Genomic DNA, 25,314 nt, shown 5'->3' on the forward strand with positions numbered 1-25,314 from the left:
GTCAAGCGCAGGAGAACCTCATGCAGAGTCCTGGAAAGTTCACCGTGGCCTGGCTGGCCCTTGTCCTGCTCGCGGGCGTCCCGCTGCAGGCCGCGGCCGCCGCGCAGGGGCGTCTGGTGGTGGTGCACCAGGGCGGCAAGACCCGCACTGCGCTGCTGCCGGTGGCCGACGGGCGCCTGGCGAAAGCGGCAAGCGCCGCTTGCCTGGACGCCGGCGTGATGTTCGCATTCACCGAAGAGGCGCTGCCGTCCGCGGCTCCGGTGATTTCCCGCGTCGATCGCGTGGGGCAGGTGGGAGTGCGGGTCACGCTCACCTGCACTTCACTGGATCCGATCGGCGTGGAGCTGGTCTACGGGGCGCAGCGGGGTGGCGGCACGGCCGGTTACGTCGTCAATCCGCAGGCGCGGGTGGCCCTGAATGGTGCCGGATCCAGCGCCACGGCCGATTTTCGGGTGGATATCCCCGAATCGGCACCTTCCCGGGACGAGCACTTCTCCGTCCGCCGCGAGGCCGGCCAGTTCTCCGGCGACATGCAGGGCGTGCCGATGCTGGGAACCATCGCGGCGGGCGAGGCACCGATCCTGCACGCCACGATCACCGGGACGATCCTGCCCTCGCAGCCGCCCGATGGGCTTTCCGGACGGATCGATGATCCCTGGGCACCGGGCATCTACCGCGATCTTTACGGCTTTTGCAGCGCACCCGGGCACCGCAGCGGACCGGAATGTCAGGCGCTGACCCGGCTGGTGGCCGACGGCGACACCGAAGGACTGATCCAGGTGCTGCGCGCCGTTTCTCCGGAGAAGGCGACCTCGCTCGGACCCAGCAGCGTCGGGCTCATGACCACGCAGATCGGCAACGTCGCGCTGCGCATTTCGCAGCTCCTGCACGGCATCGGCGGCGGGCTGGACACCAGCGGGCTGGCGCTGGCGGGTGCCGGGGGCAGCTTCGCGCTGGGCGATGTGCTGCATGCGGACGAGGATCCCAACGAGGAGCGCCGCACCCTTCTGGGCGGCACGCGCTGGGGACTCTGGATCAACGGCATGGTCGGCGGCGGCGACAGCGCGCGCCATCTCGGCAATGCCGGCTTCGACGTCGACAACTGGTCGCTGACGGCCGGGGTGGATTACCGGCTGACCGATGCCTTTTTTCTTGGCGCTGCGGGCGGGTACTCGCGCCTGTCCTCCGACTTCGACGGCGGGCGCGACAGTCTGGATGCCGACACCCGCGCCCTGCACCTGTACGGCGGATTTTCCGGTGCCCGCGGCCTGAGCCTCGATGGCTCGGTGAGCTGGGTGCGCAGCGGTTTCGACCTGAAACGCTACCTGCCCGGCCCGGGAAGCCAGGACCTTCGGCGGCTGGATGCGCTGGCGCAGGGATCTCCCGATGCCACGCAGCGGGGGGCGGCGCTGGGGATGACCTGGTACCTGCAGTCGGATATCTGGACGATTGCGCCGATGCTGCAGTACCAGTGGATCGGCACGCGCGTGGACGCTTTCGAGGAGCGCAGCGCCTCGATCTTCCGGCTGGCCTATGCGCGCCAGGATCTGGTGACGCGCTCGCTTTCCGGCGGCGTATACGGTGACGTGACGCTGGCTACGGGCGTCGGCTCGTTCCGGCCCTACGGCCGCGCGCTCTGGTACGCCAACAGCGGCAGCGGCGCGCGCAATCTCCTGGCCGAATTCGTCGAGGGCGGCGCGCCCATGAACGCGGTGGTGGCGGCGGAACCGGACCGCAGCTACGCCACGCTCGAGCTGGGCCTGGGCTTTCGCCGGCCGATCGGAGCGCGCACGGTGGATTTCAACCTCGGTGCCTTGAAACTGTTCGGTTACGAGGCGGTCGAGCGCTGGTCGGTGCGCGGCGATGTGCGGATTCCGTTCTGAGGCTCGCCCCGGGGTCCTGACCGCGCCGCACGCGCGCGGTGCGCAAGGCGCGAACGGAGTGCGTCGTGGCGCGTGAGTTCGACTCCGAAGTCACCCGCGCCGCGCCCGGCCCGGGGCAGCAGGGTCCGGTGCCGGCTGCGTTCCAGACCTTTGCGACGTCGGCGCTCCAGGCCCCGCCCGCAGTATCCGGTCGGGCCGGCATCGAGCTTGCGCCCGGCGACATCGTCAAAGGGCGCTTCGAGGTGGTCGAGGAACTCGGGCGCGGCGGGATGGGGCTGGTCTACAAGGCGCGCGACCTGCGCAAGGTGGAGGCGCGCGATCCCGATCCCTTCGTGGCGATGAAAATCCTGTCGGGCGACATGGCCGAGTTCGGGCTCGGTTTCGTCGCGCTGCAGCGCGAAGGCAAGCACGCGCAGAGCCTCAATCATCCGAACATCGTCAAGGTGTTCGACTTCGACCGCGACGGCAAGCTGGTCTATCTCACCATGGAGCTGCTGCGCGGTGAACCGCTGCAGCTGCGCCTGCGCGATGCCGATCGTCCGCTCGATGCCGCCGAGCGCCTGCGCATCGCGCGCGGGATCATTTCGGGATTGGGCTACGCCCACGCCCAGGGGCTGGTGCATGCGGACATCAAGCCGTCCAACGTGTTCCTGGGCGAGGACGGCGAGCCCAAGCTCCTCGATTTCGGCATCGCGCGGGCGCGCGAGCGCGACAGCGTGTTCGACGCCGATGACGTCGGCGCGATGACCATGGACTATGCCAGCCCCGAGATGCTGGCCGGCGAGCGCCCGCAGCCCGCCGATGACGTGTATGCGCTGGGATGCCTGCTGTTTCGGCTCTATGCCGGTCGCCACCCGTTCGATCACGTCCCGGCCGATCAGGCCGCCAGCCAGCGCCTTCGCCCGAAGTTTCCGGCGAACCTGACGCGGGTGCAGTCGCGCGCCGTGGCGCGTGCGCTGGCGTTCCGGCGGGCCGACCGGTTCGAGGATGCGATGGCGCTGGGTCGCGCGTTCGACGCCTACGACTGGCGCAGGCTGGGGCTGGGCCTTGCCGGCGCGGCGCTGGCGGCGGTCCTTGCGCTGTGGAGTTCGAGCGACTGGCTGCTGGCGCGCTGGGGCACGCTCCAGCTCGATGCGGATCAGCGCGCCCAGGTCGAGGCGGCGGTGCGCGAGGGGCAGGGGAACCTTGCGCGCCGGTACTGGGAGGACGCCGCGCTCCAGTTCGTCGAGGCCCTGCGCCTCAACCCTTACGATCGCGAGGCGCGGGCCGGGCTGGTGGCGGTGGTGGCGGACATGCGCGGCGCGATGCCCGCCGTGGACTTGCCCGATGCCATCGCCGTGCTGCAGGAGCGTACCCGCTGTCTGGGGGACGACCCGCAGTGCCCGCGGTCGGCGAAGCGGATCCTGGCGCGGGCAGCTGATCGCCACGCCCCGCCCGATTAGCACGCACCGGGCTGCGCATTGCGCCGGCACCGCGGCCGCGACTGGCCGCCGGCACCGCCGATCAGTCCGGAACTGCCCGACCCGCAAGCCGGCCGTCGATGTCCCGCACCGCCGCGACGAACGCGCGCATCTTTGCCGGATCCTTGATCCCCGTCGCTTGTTCCACGCCGCTGGAGACGTCCACGCCCCACGGCCGCGCGCGGCGGATGGCCTCGGCGACGTTGCCAGGATGCAGGCCGCCGGCAAGGAGCACACGCCGCTCGCCGGCGTCGGCCGTCCGCTGCCAGTCGAACGTCTGGCCGCTGCCGCCTGGCTCGCCCGGCGCATGGCCATCGAGCAGGAGCGCGTGCGCCGATGGCCAGGCGTGGGGAAGGTGGCGGGCGTCCTGCGGATCAGCGCCGCCCAGCGCGATCGCCTTGATGTAGGGCATGCCGAAGGACGCGCAGAACGCCTCGGGCTCGGTGCCGTGGAACTGCAGGAGATCGGGGTGGACCCGGGCCAGGATCCGCGCGATGTCGTCCGCTGGCGCATCCATCACCAGCGCCACGGTGGCGATGTGCGCGGGGATGCGGGCGCGCAGCGCGGCGGCGCGCTCGCCATCGAGCCGGCGCGGGCTGCGCTGGGCGAACACCAGGCCGATCATGTCCACGCCCAGCGCCACCGCAAGGTCGACGTCGGCCTCGCGGGTGAGGCCGCAGAACTTGATGCGGACAGGCGCGTTCACAGCGTGACTTCGGCCGGCAGACCGCATTCGCGCGGATACAGCGGCCCGATGAACAGAAGGCCCTGCGGAAGCGCCGTCGGACCGGCCACGGTGCGGTCGCGGCCGTCGAGCAGTTCGGCCAGCCACGACACCGGGCGCTCGCCGCGGCCGATGGGCAGCAGGCTGCCGACCAGGTTGCGCACCATGTGGTGCAGGAAGGCGTTGGCGCGGACGTCGACGTGGATTTCCTCGCCGCAGCGCTGCACGTCGAGCCGCTGCAGGTCGCGGCGCGCGTGGCTGGCCTGGCACTGCGAGGAGCGGAAGGCGGAGAAGTCGCGTTCGCCCAGCAGCGCCTGTGCCGCGGCGTGCATGGCGTCGGCGTCCAGCGGACGGCGCTCCCAGGCCACGAAACGTGCGTCCAGCGCCGGGCGCACCCTGCGGTTGAGGATGCGGTAGCGATAGCGCCGCGCGCGGGCGGAAAAGCGCGCGCTGAAGGCGTCCGCAACGGGCTGGCACCAGCGCACCGCCATGGAGCGCGGCAGGCGCGAATTGGCACCCATCATCCAGCCGTAGTCGCTGCGCTCGGACTGGCTGTCGAAGTGCACGACCTGGCACAGCCCGTGGACGCCGCGGTCGGTGCGCCCGGCGCAGGTGACGTCGACCCGGTGCCCGGCGACGAACGCCAGCGCCGCTTCCAGCGCCGCCTGCAGGCTCGGGTTGTCGCCCAGCCGCTGCCAGCCGCAGAAGTCGGTGCCGTCGTACTCGATGCCCAGGGCGTAGCGCATGCGTGATCCTGAAATGCGAAGGGCCGGAGGCTGACGCGTCCGGCCCTTCGGGGTGGAGCCTTGTGGTTCAGTGAATGGTGGCGATCAGCGCGCGGGCCTCCTCGCGCTGGGTCGAGTTGCCCTCGGTCAGTACTTCCTCGAGCATCCCGCGGGCACCTTCCGCATCGCCCATGTCGAGGTAGGCACGCGCCAGTTCGAGCTTGGTCGCGGCGACATCGGCATCGATCGCGGTATCGGCAGCGACCGGCGCGGTGTCCACGAAATCATCGGATCCCGCGGCGTCAGCCGCATCGCCTTGCGCTTCGAAGGTGAAGTCTTCGAAGTCCTGGTCGTCGCCCGGACTTGCCGTGTCGGCGGCTGCGGCCGGGCTGGCGCTGAGCCAGTCGACGTCGCGCGAGGCCGGTGCCGCGGTGGGCGCTGCGACCGGCTCGAAGTCCGGCGCATCGTCGTAGGATGCCTCCGCATCTTCATCAGCGTGGGCGGCATCGAACAGCGGGTTGTTCGGCGCAATCTGCCGGCCCAGCGTCGCCGCCTCGAGCCAGAGCGGATCGTTCAGGTCGCGGACCTGGGCGTACATCGCCTCGGCCGCCATTTCGAAGGCCGCGCTTTCGCCGCTGGCGACATAGTGCTTGAGCAGGTCGAGATGGAGGTGCAGGTCGTCGGGATAGTGCGAGAGCGCCTCGATCAGGTCGCCTTCCTGCGGGTCGGGCACGAACGGTGCGACGGCCGCAGGCGGCTCGGCTGCGCCCGCGATTGCAGCCGGTGCGGCTGCGGCCGGCTTCCTGCGCCGCCGCGCCAGGAGCAGGCCGACGAGTCCGAGCAGCAGCGCCGCGCCGCCGCCCACGAGCCAGGGATTGAAGCCGCCGGGCAGGCCGGACGGAGCCGCGTCGGGCTGCGGTGCCGGCGCGGACTCGGCGATCGGTTCGGGCGTGGCGGCCGCTGGCGCGGCTCGCTCGGGCGCGACCTGCGAAACGGGTTCGGCGGGCGTGGCTGCGGAGCCTCCCTCTTCGGGTACAGGCGTCGCTGCAGCCGTCGCATCGTCGCCGGCCTGCAGAGGCGCGGCGTCCGCGAGCGGGTCGGTCGTCGCGACAGGCGCGGCTTCGGCGCTGGCGCTGCGGGTGGCTTCGGCAGCGGTCGCCAGGCGGCGCTGGGCCGCGGCCAGTTCGCTGTCCTTGAGTTCCAGCAGGCGGCGGGTTTCGGTCTGGAGCGTTTCCAGCTCGCCGACGCGCGACTTGAGTTCCACGTTTTCCTGCGACAGCGCGCTGGCTTCCTCGCGGCTGCGCGCCAGTTCGGCGCGCAGCTCGCGGCCGCTGCCCTCGGCGGCGGCACCCGACTGGCTGGCGTTGGCGCTGGCTTCGCCGCGCGGCGGGGTGAGCTCCAGGCGCGAGTCGCTGCGTCGATCGGCCGCACCGCGCGTCGCGACAGGTGCGCCCATCGATGCGTCGGCCGGCGCTGCAATGGTGGCGGCACCGCCGCCCCAGGCCTGCATCTGGTCGCGCACCTGCGCAGCGGCTTCCGATGCCGCCAGGATGGTGGCTTCCTCGCGCGCCGGGATGCGCAACACCGCGCCCTTCTTGAGGCGATTGATGTTGTTGCCGGCAAACGCCTCGGGGTTGGCGCGCAGCAGGGCCAGCATCATCTGGTTGATGGTGACCGATTCATCATGCCGGGTGCGCGTGGCGATCGACCACAGCGTGTCGCCGGTCGCGACCGGTCCGTAGCTGTCGGCCCCGTAGGCCGGGTAGCTGTCCTGCGGGGGGAGGCGGGTGTCGGGCACCGCTGCGGGTGCGGGCGCAGGCGGCGGTACGTAGGCCGGAGCCGGCGTTGGCACAGGCTGGGGCGCCGCGACGGGCTCGGCGGCCAGCGGCGGCGGCGTTTCCAGCAGCGGTTCGGCCGGTGCCGGCGGCGGTTCGGGCAGCGCGCTGGTTCGCGCCGGCGCGCTGGCCGTGATCGGCACCATCGAGGGCGGATCGAGCAGCACGGTGTATTCGCGCAGCATGCGGCCCTTGCCCCAGTCGGCTTCCAGCAGAAAGCTCAGGAACGGGTCGGAGACGCTGTCGGGCGTGGTGATGCGGATGACCTTGCGGCCGCGCTCGTCGGTACGCACTTCGAAGCTGAGGTTGGCGGCCTGGATGGTCGGGCGGCTCAGTCCGACGCGGGTGAAGGCGTCAGGTGGTGCCAGCTTGACGCGCAGGTCATCGGCTTCGCCCGGACTGCTCGTCAGCACCGGGATTTCGGCGACAAGTGGCTGATTCAGGGCGGATTTCACCTCGATCTGGCCCAGGCCAAGCGCGCTGGCGTGGCTGCTGCCCAGCGCCAGGGCGAGGGCGATCGGGAGACGGAGACGCATGTTCATCGGGTGGCTTCCCCTCGGAGGCATGGTGCGACGCGCCGCATGTCGTTTCCCCCTGAATCCTCGAAACGACTTGATAACGCGGTGCTAACTTTAGATCAGGCGTGAGTTTTTACCAATAGTTCAGCAATCTGTACAGCGTTTAGTGCGGCCCCCTTGCGGATATTGTCGGCCACCACCCACAGATTCAGCCCGCGCGGGTGCGAGATGTCCTGCCGAATGCGGCCGACGTAGACCGGGTCGGTGCCCGAGGCGTGGGTGACGGGCGTGGGCCAGCCGCCGGTGCGCCGTTCGTCCACCACCACGACGCCCGGCGCCTGCTCCAGCAGCGCGCGCGCGGCTTCCGGAGATATCGGCGCGCGGGTTTCCAGATGGACCGCCTCGGCGTGGCCGAAGAACACCGGCACGCGCACCGCGGTCGGGTTCACCTCGATGGATGCGTCGTCCAGGATCTTGCGGGTTTCCCACACCAGCTTCATCTCTTCCTTGGTGTAGCCGTTGTCGAGGAAGTCGTCGATCTGCGGGATCAGGTTGAACGCGATCTGCACCGGGAAGCGCGCGGGTTCGGGATCGGCGAAGCTGAGGATGGCGGCGGTCTGGCGACCGAGCTCTTCCAGCGCCGAACGGCCCGCCCCCGACACCGACTGGTAGGTCGCCACGTTGATGCGCGCGATGCCCACGGCGCGGTGGATCGGGGCGAGCGCCACCAGCAGCTGCATGGTGGAACAGTTGGGATTGGCGATGATGCCGCGCGGCGGATTCCGCGCCGCCTCGGGATTGACCTCCGACACCACCAGCGGCACATCGTCGTCGTAGCGGAAGGCGGAACTGTTGTCGATGACGATGGCACCGGCGGCCGCAAACCGGGGCGCGAATTCCTTCGAGATCGAGCCGCCTGCGGAAAACAGCGCGATGTCGACGCCGGTCGGGTCGAAGGTGGCCAGATCCTGCACCACAACCGTCCTTTCGCCGAAGAAAATCCGCTCGCCGGCGGAGCGCTCGGAGGCCAGCGCGACCAGTTTTCCCACGGGGAAATCGCGCTGGGCGAGGATGTCGAGCATGGTTTCGCCCACCGCGCCGGTGGCACCGACGACGGCAACGGTGTACTGCCTGGATGTGTCACTCATGAAAGGTGCCTGGACAAGAAGTATCAGGGAGGGAACGCGCCGCCGGGAACGCGCGGCGCGACGGTACCGACATCGCCGCACTGGGCGCGGTGGCGCAGGGCCTGGTCGATCAGCACGAGCGCCACCATCGCCTCGGCGATGGGCGTGGCGCGGATGCCGACGCAGGGATCGTGGCGGCCGGTGGTGACCACATCGACCGGCGCACCGGAGGTGTCGAGGCTGCGGCCGGGCAGACGGATGCTGGAGGTGGGCTTGAGCGCGATCGAGCAGCGGATCGGCTGGCCGCTCGAAATGCCGCCCAGGATGCCGCCGGCGTGATTGGAGAGAAAACCCTCCGCAGTGATCTCGTCGCGGTTTTCGGTGCCCTTCATCGCCGCCACCGCGAAACCGTCGCCGATTTCCACGCCCTTGACCGCGTTGATGCCCATCAGCGCCGCGGCCAGCTCCGCATCGAGCTTGCCGTAGACCGGCTCGCCCCAGCCCGGTGGTACGCCCTCGGCCACCACGTCCACCCGCGCGCCGACCGAGTCGCCGGACTTGTGCAGGACCTTCATGTACTCCTCCAGCTCCGGCACCTGTTCGGCGCAGGGCCAGAAGAAGGGGTTGGTTTCGATTACGTCCCGGTCGAATCCGCGCGGGCGGATGTCGCCGAGCTGCGAAAGGAAGCCGCGCACGCTGACGCCGCGCTGCGCCAGCCATTTCTTCGCGACGACCCCGGCCGCCACGCGCATCGTGGTTTCGCGCGCCGAACTGCGCCCGCCGCCGCGCGGGTCGCGGATGCCGTACTTGTGCCAGTAGGCGTAGTCGGCGTGCGCCGGGCGGAACTGGTCGGCGATGGCACCGTAGTCCTTGCTGCGCGGGTCCACGTTGCGGATCAGGAGCGCGATCGGGGTGCCGGTGCTGCGGCCTTCGTACACGCCGGACAGGATTTCGACCTCATCGGCCTCGCGCCGCTGCGAGGTGTAGCGCGAGCGCCCGGTGGCGCGGCGCGCGAGATCGGTGTCGAAGTCGTCCGGCGCAAGCGCCAGCCCGGGCGGGCAGCCGTCGATCACGCAGCCGATCGCCGGGCCGTGGGACTCGCCGAAGGTGGTGACGCGAAAGAGCCGGCCAACCGTGTTCACGCGCGCGCGTCCGCCAGCGCGCGGATGCGCGCGTGATGGCGCACCAGCGCCTCGCGTTCGATCACGAACACGCCCATCTGGCCGACCTTGAACTCGATCCAGTCGAACTCGAGCTCCGGCAACAGCGCGGTGAGGGCACGCTCGCTTTCGCCCACTTCGCAGATCAGCAGGCCGTCTTCAGTCAGGTGTTCGGGCGCATCGCGCAGGATGCGCAGGGCCAAGTCCAGGCCATCGTCGCCGGCGCGCAGCCCCAGTTCGGGCTCGAAGGCGTACTCGGGCGGCAGTGCGTCGGTTTCCTCGTGGGTGACGTAGGGCGGGTTGGTGACGATGAGGTCGTAGCGCTCGCCCGCCAGCGCCGAGAAGAGATCCGACTCGATCAGCCGGACGCGCTCGCCCGCATCGAAGCGCTCGACGTTGGACTGCGCCAGTTCCAGCGCGTCGGGGCTCAGGTCCACCGCGTCCACCTGCCAGTCGGGCCGGTGCACCGCCATGGCGATGCCGATGCAGCCCGAGCCGGTGCAAAGATCCAGCGCGCGCGCCACGTGGCGGTCGCCCAGCCAGGGCTGGAAGCCGGCTTCGATCAGTTCGGCGATGGGCGAGCGCGGCACCAGCGCGCGCGCATCGGTGAGGAAGCACAGGCCCGCGAACCAGGCCTCGCCGGTGAGGTAGCAGGCCGGAATGCGCTCGTCGATGCGGCGCTGGAACAGCGTCAGCACCTGCGCCTTTTCCGCGGCGGTCAGGCGCGCCTGGCCGTAGGCCGGCGGCAGGTCGTGCGGCAGGTGCAGGGCGTGGAGCGCGAGCTGGGTGGCTTCATCCAGGGCATTGTCGAAGCCGTGGCCGAAAGTCAGCCCGGCCTCGCCGAAGCGGCTGGCGCCGTAGCGGATGAAGTCGATGATCGTGGCGAGTTCGGCGGTCATGGTGCAGTGCGGGATGGGTGCGCACGCAGTATAGCCCGCGCGCTGGTCCGGTTCGGGCGCGCCTGGCAGCCGATGCGGCCTGCCGAGGGCGTGGTCTCGCGGCCAGTCGGTATACTGGCCCGATGACTACCCGTACCCGCCCCTCCGGCACGCTGCCGACCCTCTTGGTGCTGATCGCTGCGCTGGCCGCCGGCCTTGGACTGTGGGCTGGGCAGAAGTTTTTTTCCCGCACCGCCGCGGTGCCGCCGGTGGAAAGCATGCGCCTGCTCGATGCGGCGCGCGTGCTGCCGGAGTTCGCTCTCGCCGCCGCTGACGGCAGCGTGGTGGACGCGACGGCCCTGCGCGGGCGCTGGACCCTGGTGTTTCTGGGCTTCACCCACTGCCCGGACGTGTGTCCGATGACCCTGGCCGCCCTGGCGCGCGCCGAGAAGCTGTGGGCCACGTTGCCCGAAGCCAGCCGTCCGCGCATCCTGTTCGTCTCGGTCGATCCCGAGCGCGACACCCCCGAGGCGTTGCAGAAGTACGCGGCCTACTTCAGCCCGACCGTGCTCGCGGCCACCGGCGACATCGACGCGCTGACGCGCTTCGCCGCCTCGCTCAGCATGGTGTTCGCCAAGGCACCGCTGGAGGATGGCGGTTACACCATCGACCACACCAGCTGGGTCGCCGTGCTCGATCCCGAAGCCAACCTGGCCGGCTTCATGCGCCCGCCGCTGGACCCGGAGCTCATCGCCGCGGACATGCGCACCCTGGTGGAACACGCGCCGTGACGCCCGGCATCCTGGCGCAGTACCTGTTGCCGCACCGGTTTCTGTCGCGCCTTGCGCTCCACGCCGCGCGCAGCCGCTGGGTGCCGTGGAAGAATTTCCTGATCCGACAGGTGCTGGCGCACTTCGACGTGGCGATGGACGAGGCGGAGCAGCCCGATCCCTTTGCCTACCCGAGTTTCAACGCTTTCTTCACCCGCGCGCTCAAGCCCGGCGCGCGGGCGCCCGACGCCGAACCCGCCGCCTTCCTGATGCCCTCGGACGGGCGCATCAGCCAGTGGGGCGCGATCGAGGATGGCCGCATCCTGCAGGCCAAGGGCCACAGCTACACCGCCGCCGAACTGCTGGGCGACGAGGAACTCGCCGCGCCTTTCGCGCAGGGCAGCTTCCTCACCGTCTACCTCGCCCCGCGCGACTACCACCGCGTGCACATGCCCTGGCGCGGCACGCTGCGTGAAACCCTGCACGTGCCCGGACGCCTGTTCAGCGTGTCGCCGGCCACCGTTGCCGCCGTGCCGCGCGTATTCGCGCGCAATGAGCGCCTGGTCTGCGTGTTCGACTGCGACTTCGGGCCGATGGCGGTGGTGATGGTGGGGGCGATGCTGGTCTCGGGCGTGGAGACGGTCTGGAACGGCGTCAACATCCCGAAGTACGCAAGTCGGGTCCTGCGCCGCGACTTCCGCGGCCAGGGCATCACCCTGGAGCGCTTCGCCGAGATGGCGCGCTTCAACTACGGCTCGACCGTCGTGCTGCTGCTGCCGCCGGGTGCCGTGGATCTGGATCGGCACCTCGCACCGCACCAGGCCGTGCGGGTCGGCGAGCGTGCCGGCGTGCGGACGCCCGCCGGCACGGCCTGAAGGTGCGGACCGCCGCCGCGCCCATCGCGGGGCTGGACCATCCGCGCCGGCGCAGCCTAAGATGACCCCGCATCCCACGGACGGAATCGTGTCATGACAACAGGGGGATTCTCGCGCCAGGGCGTGCTGTCCCTGGCGATCAAGGAGAAGAGCCAGCTCTACGGCGCCTACATGCCCTTTCTCAAGGGCGGCGGCCTGTTCGTGCCCACGCCCAAGCGCTACAACCTGGGCGACGAAGTGTTCGTGATGCTGACCCTGCTCGACGACAAGGAGCGCCTGCCGGTGGCGGGCCGGGTGGTCTGGATCACCCCGGCCGGCGCGCAGGGCAACCGGCCGCCGGGCATTGGCGTGCAGCTCAACGAGTCGGCCGACGGCGAGATGGTGCGCAGCAAGATCGAGACGCATCTGGCCGGCATGGTCAGCGGCGACAAGCCCACCTTCACGATGTGACGCGGCGTGCGCTGCGCTGACCGATGAGCCACGCCGGCGGCGCGTCGCTGCAACTGGCGCTGCGCCCGTCGCGGAGGCTGCGCGCCGCGATCATCGCGCTGGGCCTGATTGCCGGCACGGCCGTGCATCTGTCGCATATTCCCGACGCCTGCCTCGTGCTGCTTCCGGCGCTGGTCTGGGTGGCATGGCGCGGCCTGTCGCGGCTGGCCGGGGAAACGCTGGTGCTGCGCGCCGATGGCAGCGTCGGCCTGATCGGGCCGGACGGCGGCGAGCGCGTGGCGCAGGCGCGTGCCCTGCACGAACGCGGGCCGCTGGGCGTGCTGGTTCTGGCCGTGGATGAGCGCGAGCGGCGCTGGGCGTTCGCCGGCGACTCGCTGCCGGCAGCGTCGCGTCGGGAACTTCGCCTCTGGATGCGCGATCATGCACCGCTTCGGGATGCCGCCGCGGCGCGCGCCCTTCCTTCCGGCCAGACGACGAGCCCTGGATGATACGACCGCTGGAACTTGCGATCGGCCTGCGCTACACCCGCGCCAAGCGACGCAACCGATTCATCTCCTTCATCTCGCTGGTGTCGATGCTGGGCATCGCGCTGGGCGTGGTGGCGCTCATCGCCACGCTCTCGGTGATGAACGGTTTCGAGACCGAGCTGCGCACCCGCATCCTGGGCATGGTGGCGCACGCCACCATCAGCGGGGTGGGCGAAGACCTGCACGACTGGCCGCAAGCGGTCGAGGTGGCGAGCGCCGATCCGCGCGTGCTGGGCGCGGCACCCTACATCGAGCGCGAGTCGCTGCTCACCGGCGTGCGCAGCCAGGGTGCGCTGCTGCGCGGCATCGAGCCGGCGCTGGAGCCGGCGGTATCGGTCGTGGGGGAAAAGATGAAGGCCGGTGCCATCGGCGACTTGAAACCCGGTGCCTTCAACATCCTCCTGGGCACCGAACTTGCGATGGCTCTGGGCGTGGACATGGGCGACAGCGTGACGGTGCTCGTGCCCGAGGCGCGCAGCACGCCGGTGGGCGTGGTGCCGCAGATGAAGCGCTTCACCGTCGCCGGCCTGTTCGAGACCGGCATGCAGGAGTATGACCTGCAGATGGCGATCATCCACATGGCCGACGCGCAGCGCCTCTTGCGCATGGGCGAGGGCGTGACCGGGGTGCGGCTCAAGCTCACCGACATGTTCCACGCCTGGAGCGTGGCGCGCGATCTGGCCGACCGGATCGGCGAGTTCTACCGGGTGCGCGACTGGGCGCGCGACCACGCCAACTTCTTCCGCGCCATCCAGATGGAAAAGAGCGTGATGGCGGTGATCCTCTCGCTGATCGTCGCGGTGGCGGCCTTCAACCTGGTGTCCTCGCTCATCATGCTGGTCACCGACAAGCAGGCCGATATCGCCATCCTGCGCACGCTTGGCCTGTCGCCCGGCTCGGTGATGGCGGTGTTCGTGGTGCAGGGCACGGTGATCGGCGTGGTGGGCATCCTCGCCGGCGTGGCGGGCGGCATCGCGCTTACCCTCAATCTCGACCACGTGATGCGCTTCATCGAACGCCTGCTCGGCTTCGAGCTGATGCCGGCCGACGTCTACTACATCAGCGGCGACCTGCCGGTCGACCTGCGCCCGGAAAACATCCTGTGGATCGTCACCATCGCGTTCGTCATGTGCATGCTCGCCACGCTCTATCCGGCCTGGCGCGCCTCGCGCACCGATCCCGCCGCGGCGCTGCGCTATGAGTGATCCGGCGATGGGTAATGCGGTGATCCGCTGCGAGGGGCTGTCGCGCACCTATGCCGAGGGCGGCTTGAACACGCCGGTGTTCGATGGCCTGAGCCTGTCCGTGGCGCGCGGCGAAACCGTGGCCATCGTCGGGGCCTCGGGCGCGGGCAAGAGCACGCTCCTGCACATCCTCGGCGGGCTGGACACGCCGACCGCGGGCGAAGTCTGGGTGGAAGGGGAGGCGATGAGCCGCCTTTCCAACGCCGCCCGCGGTCGCCTGCGCAACCGCGCGCTGGGCTTCGTCTACCAGTTCCACCACCTCCTGCCCGAGTTCACCGCGCTGGAAAACGTGATGATGCCGCTCCTCATCCGCCGCGCACCGGAGCGCGAGGCGAGGGTCGCGGCGGCTGCCCTGCTGGATCGTGTCGGCCTGTCGGCGCGCCTGATGCACAAGCCCGGCGAACTGTCCGGCGGCGAGCGCCAGCGCTGCGCGGTGGCGCGCGCGCTGGTCACCCGTCCGGCCTGCGTGCTGGGCGACGAACCCACCGGCAACCTCGACGAAAAGACCGCCGCGCAGGTCTACGCGCTGATGCTGGAACTGAACCGCGAGGCCGGCACCAGCTTCGTTCTGGTCACCCACGACCGCCGCCTGGCGCGCACCATGGATCGCGCGCTGGAACTGGCCGGCGGCCGCCTGCGCGAGCTGCCGGCCGGCGACGTGTGAGGCGGCCGGGGTGATGGAGAACGCGCGCCGTCATCCCGCGGTGCCTGCTCCCCGGCTCGACATATTCCTGGCGGCAGGGCTCGCGTTGGGCGCGGTGGCCGCGCTCTCGCTGCCGCAGCTGCCTCCACCGGCCCTGTGCTGGGCGCTGCTCGCGCTGGCCCAGATGCTGTGGCTTGCCTTGCCGAAGGCGCGCTTTCCCGCGGGCCTGGGAATGGGGTTTGCCTGGGCCCTGCTGGTGGCGGGCTGGGGCATGGACGCGCGCCTGCCGCCGGCGCTGGAAGGCACGGAACTGGTGGTCGAAGGGCGCGTGGTCGGCCTGCCCGAAGCGCGCGTGGATGCGATCCGCTTCGGATTTGCGGTGGATTCGGGCGAAGGCGAGGCGGCGGTGCTGGCCGGAAGCCGCCTGCGGCTGTCGTGGTATCGCAGCCGGGTGCAGCCCGAGCCGGGCAGCCGCTGGCGGCTGGCCGTCCGACTCAAGCGTCCGCGCGGCAGCCTCAATCCCGGCGGCTTCGATTTCGAGCGCCACGCGCTGGAGCGGCGGATCGCCGCCACCGGCTATGTGCTCGAGACCGGGGACATCCGCGTCCTGGCACCGGGCAGCGGCATCGACCGGCTGCGGCTGGCGCTGGCCGAACGCATGGCTGCCGCCGTGGGCGACAGCGGGGCGCGCTTCGTGCAGGCGCTGGCGGTGGGCGATACGCGTGCGCTGGATGGTGACGACTGGCACGTGTTGCGCGCCACCGGGACCGCACACCTGATCGCGATTTCCGGGCTGCACGTCGGGCTGGTAGCCGGTTTTGGCGCGCTCCTGGTGCGCCTCCTGTACCGCCTGTTCCCGACCCTCGGGCTGCGGCTGCCGATGCCGCAGGCGGCGGCGCTCGCGGCGCTGGCGATGGCCTCGGGCTACGCCGCGCTGGCCGGTTTCGCCCTGCCCACGGTGCGCACCCTGCTGATGATCGGCGCGGCCCTGCTGACCGTACTCCTGCGCCGGCGCTTCGACGCGGTGCAGTCCTTCGCGCTGGCGCTGATCGCGGTGCTGGCCGTCGATCCGCTGGCGGTGCTCGGTGCCGGGTTCTGGCTTTCCTTCCTCGGCGTGGGCTGGTTGCTGTGGTGCCTGCCGCACGGCCCGCGGCGCTGGTGGCGCGCGCTGCTGTCGGCGCAGGGCGTGACCGCGCTGGGCCTGCTGCCGCTGACGGTCTGGTTCTTCGGTCAGGCCTCGGTCGCCGGGCCGCTGTGCAACCTCGTGGCCGTGCCCTGGGTGAGCCTGGTGGTGGTACCGGTGGCGCTGGCCGGCACCGCGCTCGAACTGCTGGTGGCCGGCGCGGGTACCTGGGCGTTCCGGCTTTCCGCCTGGCTGATGGAGCTTCTGTGGCGCGCGCTGGAGCCGGTGGCCGGGCTGCACGGCGCGCTGGTCTACCTGCCCGAACCGGGCGCGTTCGCGTTCGTGCTGGCGCTGGCGGGCATCTTCTGGCTGCTTCTGCCGCGCGGGATTCCCGGCAAGCCGCTGGCGGTCTTCCTGCTGCTGCCGCTGCTGTTGCCGGCGCGCGAGGAGCGCCCGCCGGACAGCATCGATCTCACCGTGTTCGATGTGGGACAAGGCTTGTCGGTGCTGGTGCAGACCGCACGCCACGCCGTGCTTTACGATGCCGGCCCGGCCTTTCCCGGCGGTCTGGACATGGGCGAAGCCGCCGTGGTGCCGGCGCTGCGCGCGCTGGGCGTTTCCAGCCTCGATCTTTTCATCGTGAGCCACGGTGACAACGATCACGCCGGCGGTGCCGATGCGGTGCGGCGCGCGTACGCGCCGGCCCAAGTGCATTCCTCACGTGCGCGCCCGGAGGTGGGTGAAACCGCCTGCGAGGCCGGGCGCGAATGGCGCTTCGACGGCATCACGCTGCGCCTGCTGCATCCGCCCGAGCACTTCCCCTACCTCGGCAACGACAGCTCTTGCGTGCTGCGCATCGAGGACGCCAGCGGCAGCGCCCTGGCGCTTCTGCCCGGCGACATCGGCCAGCTGATCGAACAGCGCCTGGTGCGCGAACGCTCCGGGCAGCTGCCTGCGCCGCTGCTGGTGATGCCGCACCACGGCAGCCGCAGCTCGTCCTCGGATGCCTTCATCGACGCGGTGGCGCCGCGGCTGGCGCTGATCGGCACGGGCTACCGCAACCGCTTCGGCCTGCCGCGCGAGGACGTGCTGGCGCGCTACCGCGAACGCGGGATCGCGCTGGCCGATACCGCGCAGGACGGCGCGCTGCGCCTGCGGATCGATGCATCCGGGCCGCAAAACGTGAGACGCGAACGCGATCGGCGCAGGCGCGTGTGGCGCGAGGGCGGCTAGCGGCCCGGGGCCGTGCGGCCGCCGCCATCAGCCCTGCAGCGATGCTTCGATCTCCTGCCCCCACGCCTCCAGCGCATCGAGGATCGCGTGGCTGCCGGTACCGGGTTCGGCGGTGGCGCGCAGCTGCAGGATCTCGGCGCGATAGGACGCAAGGTCGTATTCGGAAAGGCCGCTGCCGGGCGCGAGGCGGTCGCTGCGGTACTGCTGCCAGCGCGCGTTTTCGGCAGGACCGAGCGCCTGCGGCCAGTTGCGGGCGCGATGGCGGAAGGCCAGCTCCTCGTAGCGCGGATCGCGGAAGCCGAAGCGGCCGCCGGGTGGCGAACGTCCACCGCTCTCGCGCACGCGGGCGAACAGCGCGGCATCGGCGGGGACCGGAAATCCGGCGTAAAGCGCAAGCTCCGGATCGTCCCGCCCGGTATCGGGGCGCGGTGCGCCGTAGACCGCACGCAGCTTGTCGGCCAGGTTCGGTGCCGCGCGCAGCCGCGCCGCGTAGTCGAGCTGGCGCGGAAGATCGATGCCGAACACCGCAAGCTGATCGGGGTTCAGATGGCGCAGTTCGACCAGGATCGGGGCGCGGTTGAGGTGGATTTCCTTGAGTCCGATGCGCGCAACCCCCTCGGGAAGATCGCCGCGCGGGGTGTAGAGGCGGTCGAGGATTTCGTCGGCGGCAAGCTCGAGCACCGGCGTCGGGTCGTCGTGCAGGTCGACGACGATGATGCGGTTGGCGATCTGCGGGTGCGGGCAAACCGGCAGCACCAGCCGCCCGCAGCCTTGCGCAGCGGGAAACCGCTGCGAGATGTGCAGCACCGGCGTCATGCCGGCGTAGTCGAGCAGGGCCGCGGCGCGGCGCTTGTCGCGCAGCGCGAGGGCGTAGTCGAACAGGCGTGCGTGTTCGGACTTGAGCCGTGCCGCCAGCGCGATGGTGGCTTCCACGTCCGAGAGCGCCTCGTGCGCGCGCTCGTGTACGAGGCCATTGGCGGCGGCCAGCTGCTCCAGCCGGAAGCTCGGCGCGCCGTCGTCGCGCAGCGGCCATTGGATGCCGTCGGGGCGCAGCGCGCGCGCCATCCGCACCGTGTCGATCAGATCCCAGCGCGAATTGCCGTTGCGCCACTCGCGCGCGTAGGGATCGAAAAAGTTGCGGTAGAAGAGGTGGCGGATGAACTCGTCATCGAAGCGGAAGCTGTTGTAGCCCGCCACGCAGGTGTCCGGCCGGCTCATTTCCTCGTGGATGCGTGTGGCGAACTCGGCTTCCGGCACGCCGTCGGCGCGGGCCTGCTGCGGGGTGATGCCGGTGATCAGGCAGGCGCCGGGCGAGGGCAGGATGTCGTCGGACGGCTGGCAGAAGAAGCTCAGCGGCGTCTCGATCGGGCGCAGGTGCTCGTCGGTGCGGATCGCGGCGAACTGCGCGATGCGGCTGCGCCGCGCGTCGCGCCCGAAGGTTTCCAGGTCGTACCAGAGGAACTGCATCAGCGCCGCGCTGCCGGGGCGATGGGGACCACCTTGTCCGCCGCCGCCAGCCGCGCGGGCGGTGCCGCGACGGCGAGTTCAGCCGCCCGCGCCTCGCCGGCCACCGCGCTGGGCACCTGCGGCAGAAGCTGCAGGCGCGGATGCCCGATGGCGTTGCCCTGGGCGTAGTTGACGCCGCATTCGTGCAGCACGCGCAGGGTTTCAAGGCTTTCGACCCACTCGGCCACGGTGCGCTTGCCGGTGACCTCGGCGATGCTGGCCAGGGCCGCGATCACGGTGCGGTCGAGCGGGTCGTCGGGCAGGCCGTGCACGATGGATCCATCGATCTTGAGGATATCGGCGTCGAGCTCGCGCACGTAGGCGAAGGTCGAGAATCCGGTGCCGAAGTCATCGATCGCGATGCGGCAGCCGAGCTGGCGCAGGCGCGTGAGCAGCGCCTTCACTCCGACGATGTCGGCCAGGGTTCCCGATTCGGTGATTTCGAAGACCAGCGCCTCGGGGTCGACGTCGTGCCGCACCAGGCAGTCGGTGACGAAGTCGGCCAGCGACACGTCGGCCAGGCTGTCGGCAGAGAGGTTGACCGTGAGCGCGATCCGGCGATGGTGCCCGCGGACCTCCTGCAGAGCGCGGACCGCGCGGTGGATCACCCAGCGGTCGATCTCGGCCATCAGGCCGAAGCGCTCGGCCGAGGGCAGGAAGCGCTTGGGCAGGATCAGGTCGCCATCGGCCCCGCGCAGGCGCAGCAGCGCCTCGTACAGCGCCGGCTCGTCCGGGTTGCGCAGGAACTGCCGTTGCCACAGGTCCGACGCCGGCTGTTCGCCGGTTTCATGTTCGATCCCCGCCAGCGGCACGATCGGCTGGAACACCAGTTCGAAGCGGTCCTGCACGAGCGCTTCCTGCAGCCGTGCCGACCAGCCCAGTTCCTCGGTCATCGAGTTGATGTCGTCGAGCTGCGGATCGAACACATAGCAGCGCGCGCGTCCGGAGGTCTTGGAGCGGTAGCAGGCGAGGTCGGCCTGGGCCATCGCCGCTTCCGGCGAGGTCGTGGTGCCGCTGATCGAGGTTGCGCCGATCGAAAGCGTGATGCGGTAGGTCTTGCCGCGGTGGCTGAACGGTGCCGTGCAGGCCGCCGTGCGGATGCTGTCGGCCAGTGCCGCGATGCCTTCGGGCAGCACGTTGCGCAGCAGGATGGCGTACTCGTCGCCACCCATGCGGGCGATCTGGTCGCCGGGGCGAAGCTGGGCGCGGATGCGTTTGCTCACCTCCACCAGCAGCTCGTCGCCGGCGCTGTGGCCGGCGGTGTCGTTGATGTACTTGAAGCGGTCCAGATCGATGAACAGCAGCGCGCCGTTTTCGTCCTGTTGGCGCAGGCGCTGCAGCTCCACCCCGAGCTGGCGTTCGAACCAGGCGCGGTTGTGCAGCTGGGTGAGGCTGTCGTGTTCGGCCTGCCAGCGCAGCTGTTCCTCCAGCTTGCGCTGCGCCGAAACATCGCGGAAGGCCACCACCGAGCCGCGCCGCGCGCCGTCGACGTGCAGCGGATAGACCGTGCCTTCCACCGGAATCGGCAGGCGCGAGGCGGTCCAGAAGATGGACTGCCAGTGCGGCAGGCTGGTGCCGTCGCTGTAGCAGCGGGCCAGCGGCCCGGGCTCGTCCGGATTCCATCGCCCCGAAGAGCCCGGATGGATGCATTCGGCCGCAAGGCTGCCAATCAGCGGGCGCGCGTCGGCGTGGCCAAGAATCTGCACGGCGGCCGGGTTGATGAAGAGGATGGTGCCGTCGTTGTCGACCCCGAAGACGCCGTCGCCCACCGCCGCGAGGATGCCCTCCAGGCGACGGCGCTCGGCGTCGATCGCCTTGCGGTCCTGGACCGAGCGGGCGAGCGAGGCCAGGCGCGCGAGGAAGAGGTCGCGGGTCTCGCTCTTGAACAGGCACTCCACCGCGCCGGAGGCCAGCGACTCCACGATCACTTCGTCGGAATAGGTGCCGGTGATGATGGCCGACAGGATGTGCCGGGTTTGCGGATGATGCTGCAGTGCGGCGATCAGCGAGGGGCCATTCTCGCCCGGCATGAAGTAGTCGATGATCGCGATGTCGAACGGCTTCGCCAGCGCCAGCCTGAGGCCATCGGCCGCGCTGTTGGCCGCTTCCACGATGTAGCCGTGGTTTCGCATCAGCTTCACGAAGGCGGTGCGCACCGTCGGCGAATCGTCCACCAGCAGCACGCGCTGCGGGCTTTGCGGCCGCGTCGCGGGTGTCGCCAGCACGTGCTGGTCACCGGCATGTTCGATCTGGCGGGTGATGTGGGTGTAGTCGCTCCAGCTCAGGAGCGAGGTGCGCGCGCGCGTCATGCGCCATTGCGCGATCGCCTCGCTGCCCTCGTCGGCGAACACCACCACCGGGACGTGCTGCAGGTTCTCGGCGTGCAGCAGCTCGCGCAGGTCCTGCTCGTCGGGGGTGAGCAGCTCCGGCCAGCCGAGCACGACCGCCTCGATGCTCAGGCCGCGGGCGTGCGCGTGGCGGAGCAGCTCGCAGCAGGCCAGGGTCGAGCCCGGTGCGTGCACGTCCCAGCCCTTTTGCGTCAACAGTGCCGCCAGCGCGCGCCGGCGCGTGGGCGAGGATTCGGCCACCAGTATGGATTTCATTCCCCACGCCCCCAGCAGCGGGCGGGTCAGAACACCTGCTTGATCATGTTCCAGCCCGCGAGATAGACCCCCACGACGGTACCCAGGTTGGTCAGGAAAAAATTGACGAATACCCGCGATACGCGGTTTCGCCACCAGCCACCGAGGGTGCCGACATCATCGCGCAGTTTGGCGAAGTCCGCGACTTTGGGCCGCCGCAGCGAGGCTTCCACCCAGGCGCTGGCCATGCCGGAGGACAGCGCCGGATGGAACGGGGTCAGCGGAGAAATCAGGAACGCGACCAGCACGCTGAGCGGATGGCCGGCCGCCGCAATGCAGCCGATGGCCCCGCCGATGCCGGTCAGCAGCACCCAGCGCAGCACGAATTCGCCGCCCACGTCGCTGCCCTGCAGGAATCCCCAGGCGAATCCGCCCAGCACGAACACCGTCAGCGCCGCCCCGATCCACGTTCCCCACGGCTTGGGCCGCGGCACTTCCTTCAGCGCGGCGATCTCCCGCGCTGGCTCGGCTGCTTCCTCGCGCAGGTAGTTCGACAGGCCGGCGAGGTGGCCCGCGCCCACCACGGCGAGCACGCGCGCGCCGGGTTTTGGTGCGAAACGTGCCTCGTCGCGCAGGCTCGCGGCCATGTAGCGGTCGCGTTCGTCGATCAGGGCGCGATACAGCGTCTCATCGCGCTGGGCAAACTCGTGGAAGCTGCTTTCCAGGATGTCGCCCTGCTTGAGGCGCTCGATCTCGGCCTCGTCCACCTCGTTTGAGGCGATCAGGCTGACCGCCAGACCGCTCATCAGCGTCATTTTGCGCCAGAAACCGACTGCGGCGTAGGTGCGGCGCAGGGTGAGGCCGATATCGCGGTCGATGCACCACAGCGGCAGGTTCTGTTCGCCCGCCGCCTCGATCGCCGCGCGCATTTCGGCACCCGGTTCCACGCCCAGTTGTTCGGCCAGCCGGCGCTGATAGGACGACAGCGCCAGGTTGGCGGTGACCAGCCCGATCTTGCCCTGCCGGATCACCTGGAAGATGTCCAGGCGCGAGAATGCATCCGGATCGGTCAGGGCGCGATGGCGTGCGTCGCACAGCTCCACCGCGACCGCATCGAAGCGGCCTTGCGCCAGCAGCGCGCGCACCGCCTCGACGCTCGCGCGCGAGACGTGCGCGGTGCCCAGCAGGGTGTAGTGGATGCCGTCGCGCTCGACTTCTACGATGGGCTGGCCTGCGAGCGGATCAGCTGCTGGTTCCACATTGGCCGCTTCGGTGGTTTCAGTGTTGGGAAGATCGTTCATCGACAAGGGTTCAGTCGCGGTAGCGGCGCAGCAGGTCGGCGTAGGCGTCGATGCGGCGGTCGCGCAGGAACGGCCAGATGCGGCGGACCGACTCGCTGCGCGCGAGGTCCACGTCGCAGACCAGCAGGGCCGGCTCGGTCCCGACCTGCGCCAGGAATTCGCCCTGCGGTCCGAGAGCGTGACTGTGGCCCCAGAAGTCGATGCCGGCAGCGCCCAGCGGGGACGGCTCGTGGCCGACGCGGTTGCAGCTGAGCACCGGCAGCCCGTTGGCGACGGCGTGGCCGCGGTGGCTGAGGATCCAGGCATCGCGCTGGCGGGTCTTTTCCGCCGGCGCGTCGTCCGGATCCCAGCCGATGGCGGTGGGATAGAGCAGGAGGTCGGCACCGGCCAAGGCCATCAGCCGCGCGGCTTCCGGGTACCACTGGTCCCAGCACACCAGCACGCCGAGGCGGCCGACCGAGGTGTCGATGGGCTCGAAGCCGAGGTCGCCGGGCGTGAAATAGAACTTCTCGTAGAACCCCGGATCGTCGGGAATGTGCATCTTGCGGTAGCGCCCGACCAGGCGGCCGTCGCTTTCCAGCACCACCGCGGTGTTGTGGTAGAGGCCGGGCGCGCGGCGCTCGAACAGCGAGGCGACGATCACCACGCCGTGACGCCGCGCCAGCGCGCCCAGGCGCGCGGTGCTGGGGCCGGGGATCGGCTCGGCGCGATCGAATTCGTCGACCGATTCGTGCTGGCAGAAGTAGGGGCCGTTGTGCAGCTCCTGCAAAAGGACCAGGCGCGCACCGGCGGCAGCGGCCTCGGCCACGCGGGTTTCGATCAGGGTGAGGTTGGCGTCGGCCTCGCCCTGGTTGCGCTCCTGCACCAGGGCCACGCGCAGCGTGCGGGGATCAGGCATCGGACAAGGCTCCTTGCGGGATCTGCATGGTGAGGCAGTGCAGGCTGCCGTTCTGCCAGATCAGCGCGCGGCAGGGCACGGGGATGATCCGGCGGTCGGGAAAGGCATCGGCCAGCACCGCCGCGGCGGCGACATCGGCCGGATCGTCGTAGGCGGGCACCAGCACGGCACCGTTGATGATGAGGAAGTTGGCGTAGGACGCGGCCAGCCGACGCCCCGCATCCAGCACCGGGCGCGGCCAGGGCAGCGGGAAGAGGCGATAGGGGCGTCCGTCGACGGTGCGCAGTTCGGCCAGTTCGGCGGCCATGGCGGCCAGTTCGGCGTGGTGCGCGTCGGCGCGGTCATCGCAGGCCTGGAAGACGATGGCGTCATCGGGTGCCAGCCGCGCCAGCGTGTCGATGTGGGCGTCGGTGTCGTCGCCTTCCAGATACCCGTGCTCCAGCCACAGCACGCGCTGCTGGCGCAGTTCGGTGCGCAGCACTTCGCTCACCTGCACGCGGGTCAGCCGTGGGTGGCGCTTGGACAGGCAGCGCCAGGTGCTCAAGAGCGTGCCGCGGCCGTCGGTCTCGATGGCGCCACCCTCCAGCGCAAAGTCGATCCGTTCGATCCGCGCCGCATCCAGTACACCGCGCGCCGCCAGCCCCGCGATCAGCGCGTCATCGCGGCTGGCCCCGAACTTTCCGCCCCAGCCGGTGAAGCGGAAGTCGAGGAAACGCGGCGCGCCGGCCGCATCGCGCAGGGTGATCGGACCTGAATCGCGCAGCCAGGTGTCGTCGTACTCGATCTCGATGAACCGCACGCGCTCCAGCGGCACGCCGGCGGCGGCGAGCAGGCCGCGCGCGCGCTGCGCCACGCCGCCATCGGCCGCGCACAGCAGCACGGGTTCGAAGCGCGCGATGGCGCCGACCAGCGCGACAAACGTCGCTTCCACCGATGCCAGGCGCTCGGCCCAGTCGGTCCCGGCGTGTGGCCATGCCAGCAGCACGGCATCCTGCGGCTCCCATTCGGCGGGAAAGCGCCAGTCGGGCATGAAACGCTCCTTGCAAAACGACGAGACCACGGGCGGCGTGCCCGTGGCCTCGAGAAGATCCGTCGGCCCCGCGCCACGACGCGGCGCCAGCCCGCAATGATAGCGGACTTACTCGACCGGCTTGGGGCCGATTTCGCCGGGAGCCGCCTGGCGCAGCACCACGTCGATGACGTGCGAGTTCTCGAAGTAAACGGTGAACTGCGGGTAGACCCAGCGGTGGATGACCGGCCATTGCGGCTGCTGGCCGCCGCGCGGTTCGAGCTTCTGGTCCGGCGCGCCGAACTGGGCCTCGACCTTGCCCATGCTGGTGCCCCGCTTCGGGCCGTCCATCGCCTTGCCGGCAGCGGCACGGTCGATCAGCAGGGTGTCGGCGCGCGACTGTTGCGCCAGCGCCGGGGCGGACGCCAGAAGGGCGATGACTGCAATGGCAGCGGAAAGCAGGAACGAACGGTTCATGGGAGGCTCCGGATCGCGGCGTTACACAATGTTTGACATTATGTCGCAACTCGCCGCGGCGTGCGCGCCGCGTTCCGGAAACGAGAAGGGCCGCAGACGGCGGCCCTTTCGACGCGCGATCCGGCAAGCCGGATCAGCCGCTCTCAGCGCTGGCGCGCCTTGAAACGCGGGTTGCTCTTGCAGATGACAAAGACCTTGCCACGGCGACGGACGACCTTGCAGTCACGGTGCCGGGACTTGGCCGACTTCAGCGAAGACAGCACTTTCATGACGGAAACCCTCTGGGCAGGCAACAAAGACCGCCAATGATAGTCGGCGGCAGCGCGGATCGCAATGGGTTAGACTCGTTCGCTTTGCTGACGCGAG

Annotated in this window: 22 protein-coding genes; 9 read left to right on the forward strand and 13 right to left on the reverse strand. The window is 70.3% G+C overall.

What is annotated here, in order from left to right; all coding sequences use genetic code 11:
• Positions 1-20 precede the first annotated feature (20 nt).
• A complete protein-coding gene (locus WB794_RS04795) occupies positions 21-1,883 on the forward strand; it encodes an autotransporter outer membrane beta-barrel domain-containing protein (RefSeq protein WP_337334713.1) in 1,863 nt (620 codons plus the stop codon).
• 65 nt (positions 1,884-1,948) lie between these two features.
• A complete protein-coding gene (locus tag WB794_RS04800) occupies positions 1,949-3,325 on the forward strand; it encodes a serine/threonine-protein kinase (protein WP_337334714.1) in 1,377 nt (458 codons plus the stop codon).
• Between the two features lie 61 nt (positions 3,326-3,386).
• Here the strand turns inward: WB794_RS04800 and WB794_RS04805 are convergent, their stop codons facing one another.
• The 6 genes from WB794_RS04805 to prmB form a co-directional block, all read right to left on the reverse strand.
• Positions 3,387-4,049 (reverse strand): phosphoribosylanthranilate isomerase, encoded by a 663-nt coding sequence (locus WB794_RS04805; RefSeq protein WP_337334715.1) that lies wholly within the window; start codon positions 4,047-4,049, stop codon positions 3,387-3,389.
• On the reverse strand, positions 4,046-4,813 hold the full coding sequence (truA, locus tag WB794_RS04810; protein ID WP_337334716.1) for a tRNA pseudouridine(38-40) synthase TruA: 768 nt from the start codon (positions 4,811-4,813) through the stop codon (positions 4,046-4,048). Before truA ends, WB794_RS04805 begins: the two co-directional genes overlap by 4 nt.
• 67 nt (positions 4,814-4,880) lie before the next feature.
• Positions 4,881-7,169 carry a motility hub landmark protein FimV gene (locus tag WB794_RS04815; RefSeq protein WP_337334717.1) on the reverse strand — a complete coding sequence of 763 codons (2,289 nt, stop codon included), beginning with the start codon at positions 7,167-7,169 and terminating at the stop codon, positions 4,881-4,883.
• 95 nt (positions 7,170-7,264) lie between these two features.
• Complete coding sequence (locus WB794_RS04820) at positions 7,265-8,293, reverse strand: aspartate-semialdehyde dehydrogenase (protein WP_337334718.1); 1,029 nt, start codon at positions 8,291-8,293, stop codon at positions 7,265-7,267.
• Between the two features lie 23 nt (positions 8,294-8,316).
• The gene (aroC, locus tag WB794_RS04825) at positions 8,317-9,414 is read right to left on the reverse strand and encodes a chorismate synthase (RefSeq protein WP_337334719.1); all 1,098 of its coding nucleotides are present in this window, start codon (positions 9,412-9,414) and stop codon (positions 8,317-8,319) included.
• A complete protein-coding gene (gene prmB, locus WB794_RS04830) occupies positions 9,411-10,331 on the reverse strand; it encodes a 50S ribosomal protein L3 N(5)-glutamine methyltransferase (protein WP_337334720.1) in 921 nt (306 codons plus the stop codon). Before prmB ends, aroC begins: the two co-directional genes overlap by 4 nt.
• Before the next feature lie 122 nt (positions 10,332-10,453).
• Between prmB and WB794_RS04835 the strand changes: the two genes are divergently transcribed.
• From WB794_RS04835 to WB794_RS04865, 7 genes are all read left to right on the forward strand, one after another.
• Positions 10,454-11,101 carry an SCO family protein gene (locus WB794_RS04835; RefSeq protein WP_337334721.1) on the forward strand — a complete coding sequence of 216 codons (648 nt, stop codon included), beginning with the start codon at positions 10,454-10,456 and terminating at the stop codon, positions 11,099-11,101.
• On the forward strand, positions 11,098-11,955 hold the full coding sequence (gene asd, locus WB794_RS04840) for an archaetidylserine decarboxylase (RefSeq protein WP_337334722.1): 858 nt from the start codon (positions 11,098-11,100) through the stop codon (positions 11,953-11,955). The genes WB794_RS04835 and asd overlap by 4 nt, the downstream gene beginning before the upstream one ends.
• Positions 11,956-12,048: 93 nt before the next feature.
• Entirely contained in the window at positions 12,049-12,405 is a 357-nt protein-coding gene (locus tag WB794_RS04845) for a PilZ domain-containing protein (RefSeq protein WP_337334723.1), read from the forward strand.
• Positions 12,406-12,428: 23 nt separating this feature from the next.
• Positions 12,429-12,893, forward strand: coding sequence for a hypothetical protein (locus WB794_RS04850; RefSeq protein WP_337334724.1), 465 nt, complete (start codon positions 12,429-12,431; stop codon positions 12,891-12,893).
• Positions 12,890-14,137 carry a lipoprotein-releasing ABC transporter permease subunit gene (locus WB794_RS04855; protein ID WP_337334725.1) on the forward strand — a complete coding sequence of 416 codons (1,248 nt, stop codon included), beginning with the start codon at positions 12,890-12,892 and terminating at the stop codon, positions 14,135-14,137. The genes WB794_RS04850 and WB794_RS04855 overlap by 4 nt, the downstream gene beginning before the upstream one ends.
• On the forward strand, positions 14,130-14,840 hold the full coding sequence (gene lolD, locus WB794_RS04860) for a lipoprotein-releasing ABC transporter ATP-binding protein LolD (RefSeq protein WP_337334726.1): 711 nt from the start codon (positions 14,130-14,132) through the stop codon (positions 14,838-14,840). Before WB794_RS04855 ends, lolD begins: the two co-directional genes overlap by 8 nt.
• Positions 14,841-14,853: 13 nt before the next feature.
• Entirely contained in the window at positions 14,854-17,175 is a 2,322-nt protein-coding gene (locus WB794_RS04865) for a DNA internalization-related competence protein ComEC/Rec2 (protein WP_337334727.1), read from the forward strand.
• Between the two features lie 27 nt (positions 17,176-17,202).
• On the opposite strand, the gene sbcB is transcribed toward WB794_RS04865, so the two are convergent.
• The 7 genes from sbcB to ykgO all read right to left on the reverse strand — a co-directional run bounded on the left by sbcB (position 17,203) and on the right by ykgO (position 25,217).
• Entirely contained in the window at positions 17,203-18,642 is a 1,440-nt protein-coding gene (sbcB, locus tag WB794_RS04870) for an exodeoxyribonuclease I (RefSeq protein ID WP_337334728.1), read from the reverse strand.
• Positions 18,642-21,284, reverse strand: coding sequence for an EAL domain-containing protein (locus WB794_RS04875; RefSeq protein WP_337334729.1), 2,643 nt, complete (start codon positions 21,282-21,284; stop codon positions 18,642-18,644). The genes sbcB and WB794_RS04875 overlap by 1 nt, the downstream gene beginning before the upstream one ends.
• Before the next feature lie 26 nt (positions 21,285-21,310).
• A complete protein-coding gene (locus WB794_RS04880; RefSeq protein WP_337334730.1) occupies positions 21,311-22,564 on the reverse strand; it encodes a TraB/GumN family protein in 1,254 nt (417 codons plus the stop codon).
• Between the two features lie 10 nt (positions 22,565-22,574).
• Positions 22,575-23,462, reverse strand: a complete 888-nt coding sequence (locus WB794_RS04885) for a carbon-nitrogen hydrolase (RefSeq protein WP_337334731.1) — start codon at positions 23,460-23,462, stop codon at positions 22,575-22,577.
• Positions 23,455-24,492 carry an agmatine deiminase family protein gene (locus WB794_RS04890; protein ID WP_337334732.1) on the reverse strand — a complete coding sequence of 346 codons (1,038 nt, stop codon included), beginning with the start codon at positions 24,490-24,492 and terminating at the stop codon, positions 23,455-23,457. The genes WB794_RS04885 and WB794_RS04890 overlap by 8 nt, the downstream gene beginning before the upstream one ends.
• A gap of 108 nt (positions 24,493-24,600) precedes the next feature.
• Positions 24,601-24,948, reverse strand: coding sequence for a hypothetical protein (locus tag WB794_RS04895; protein WP_337334733.1), 348 nt, complete (start codon positions 24,946-24,948; stop codon positions 24,601-24,603).
• Between the two features lie 143 nt (positions 24,949-25,091).
• Complete coding sequence (gene ykgO, locus WB794_RS04900; protein WP_029213509.1) at positions 25,092-25,217, reverse strand: type B 50S ribosomal protein L36; 126 nt, start codon at positions 25,215-25,217, stop codon at positions 25,092-25,094.
• Positions 25,218-25,314 lie beyond the last annotated feature (97 nt).

This window comes from Denitratimonas tolerans, assembly GCF_037203605.1.
Classification (GTDB): Bacteria; Pseudomonadota; Gammaproteobacteria; order Xanthomonadales; family Xanthomonadaceae; genus Denitratimonas; species Denitratimonas tolerans.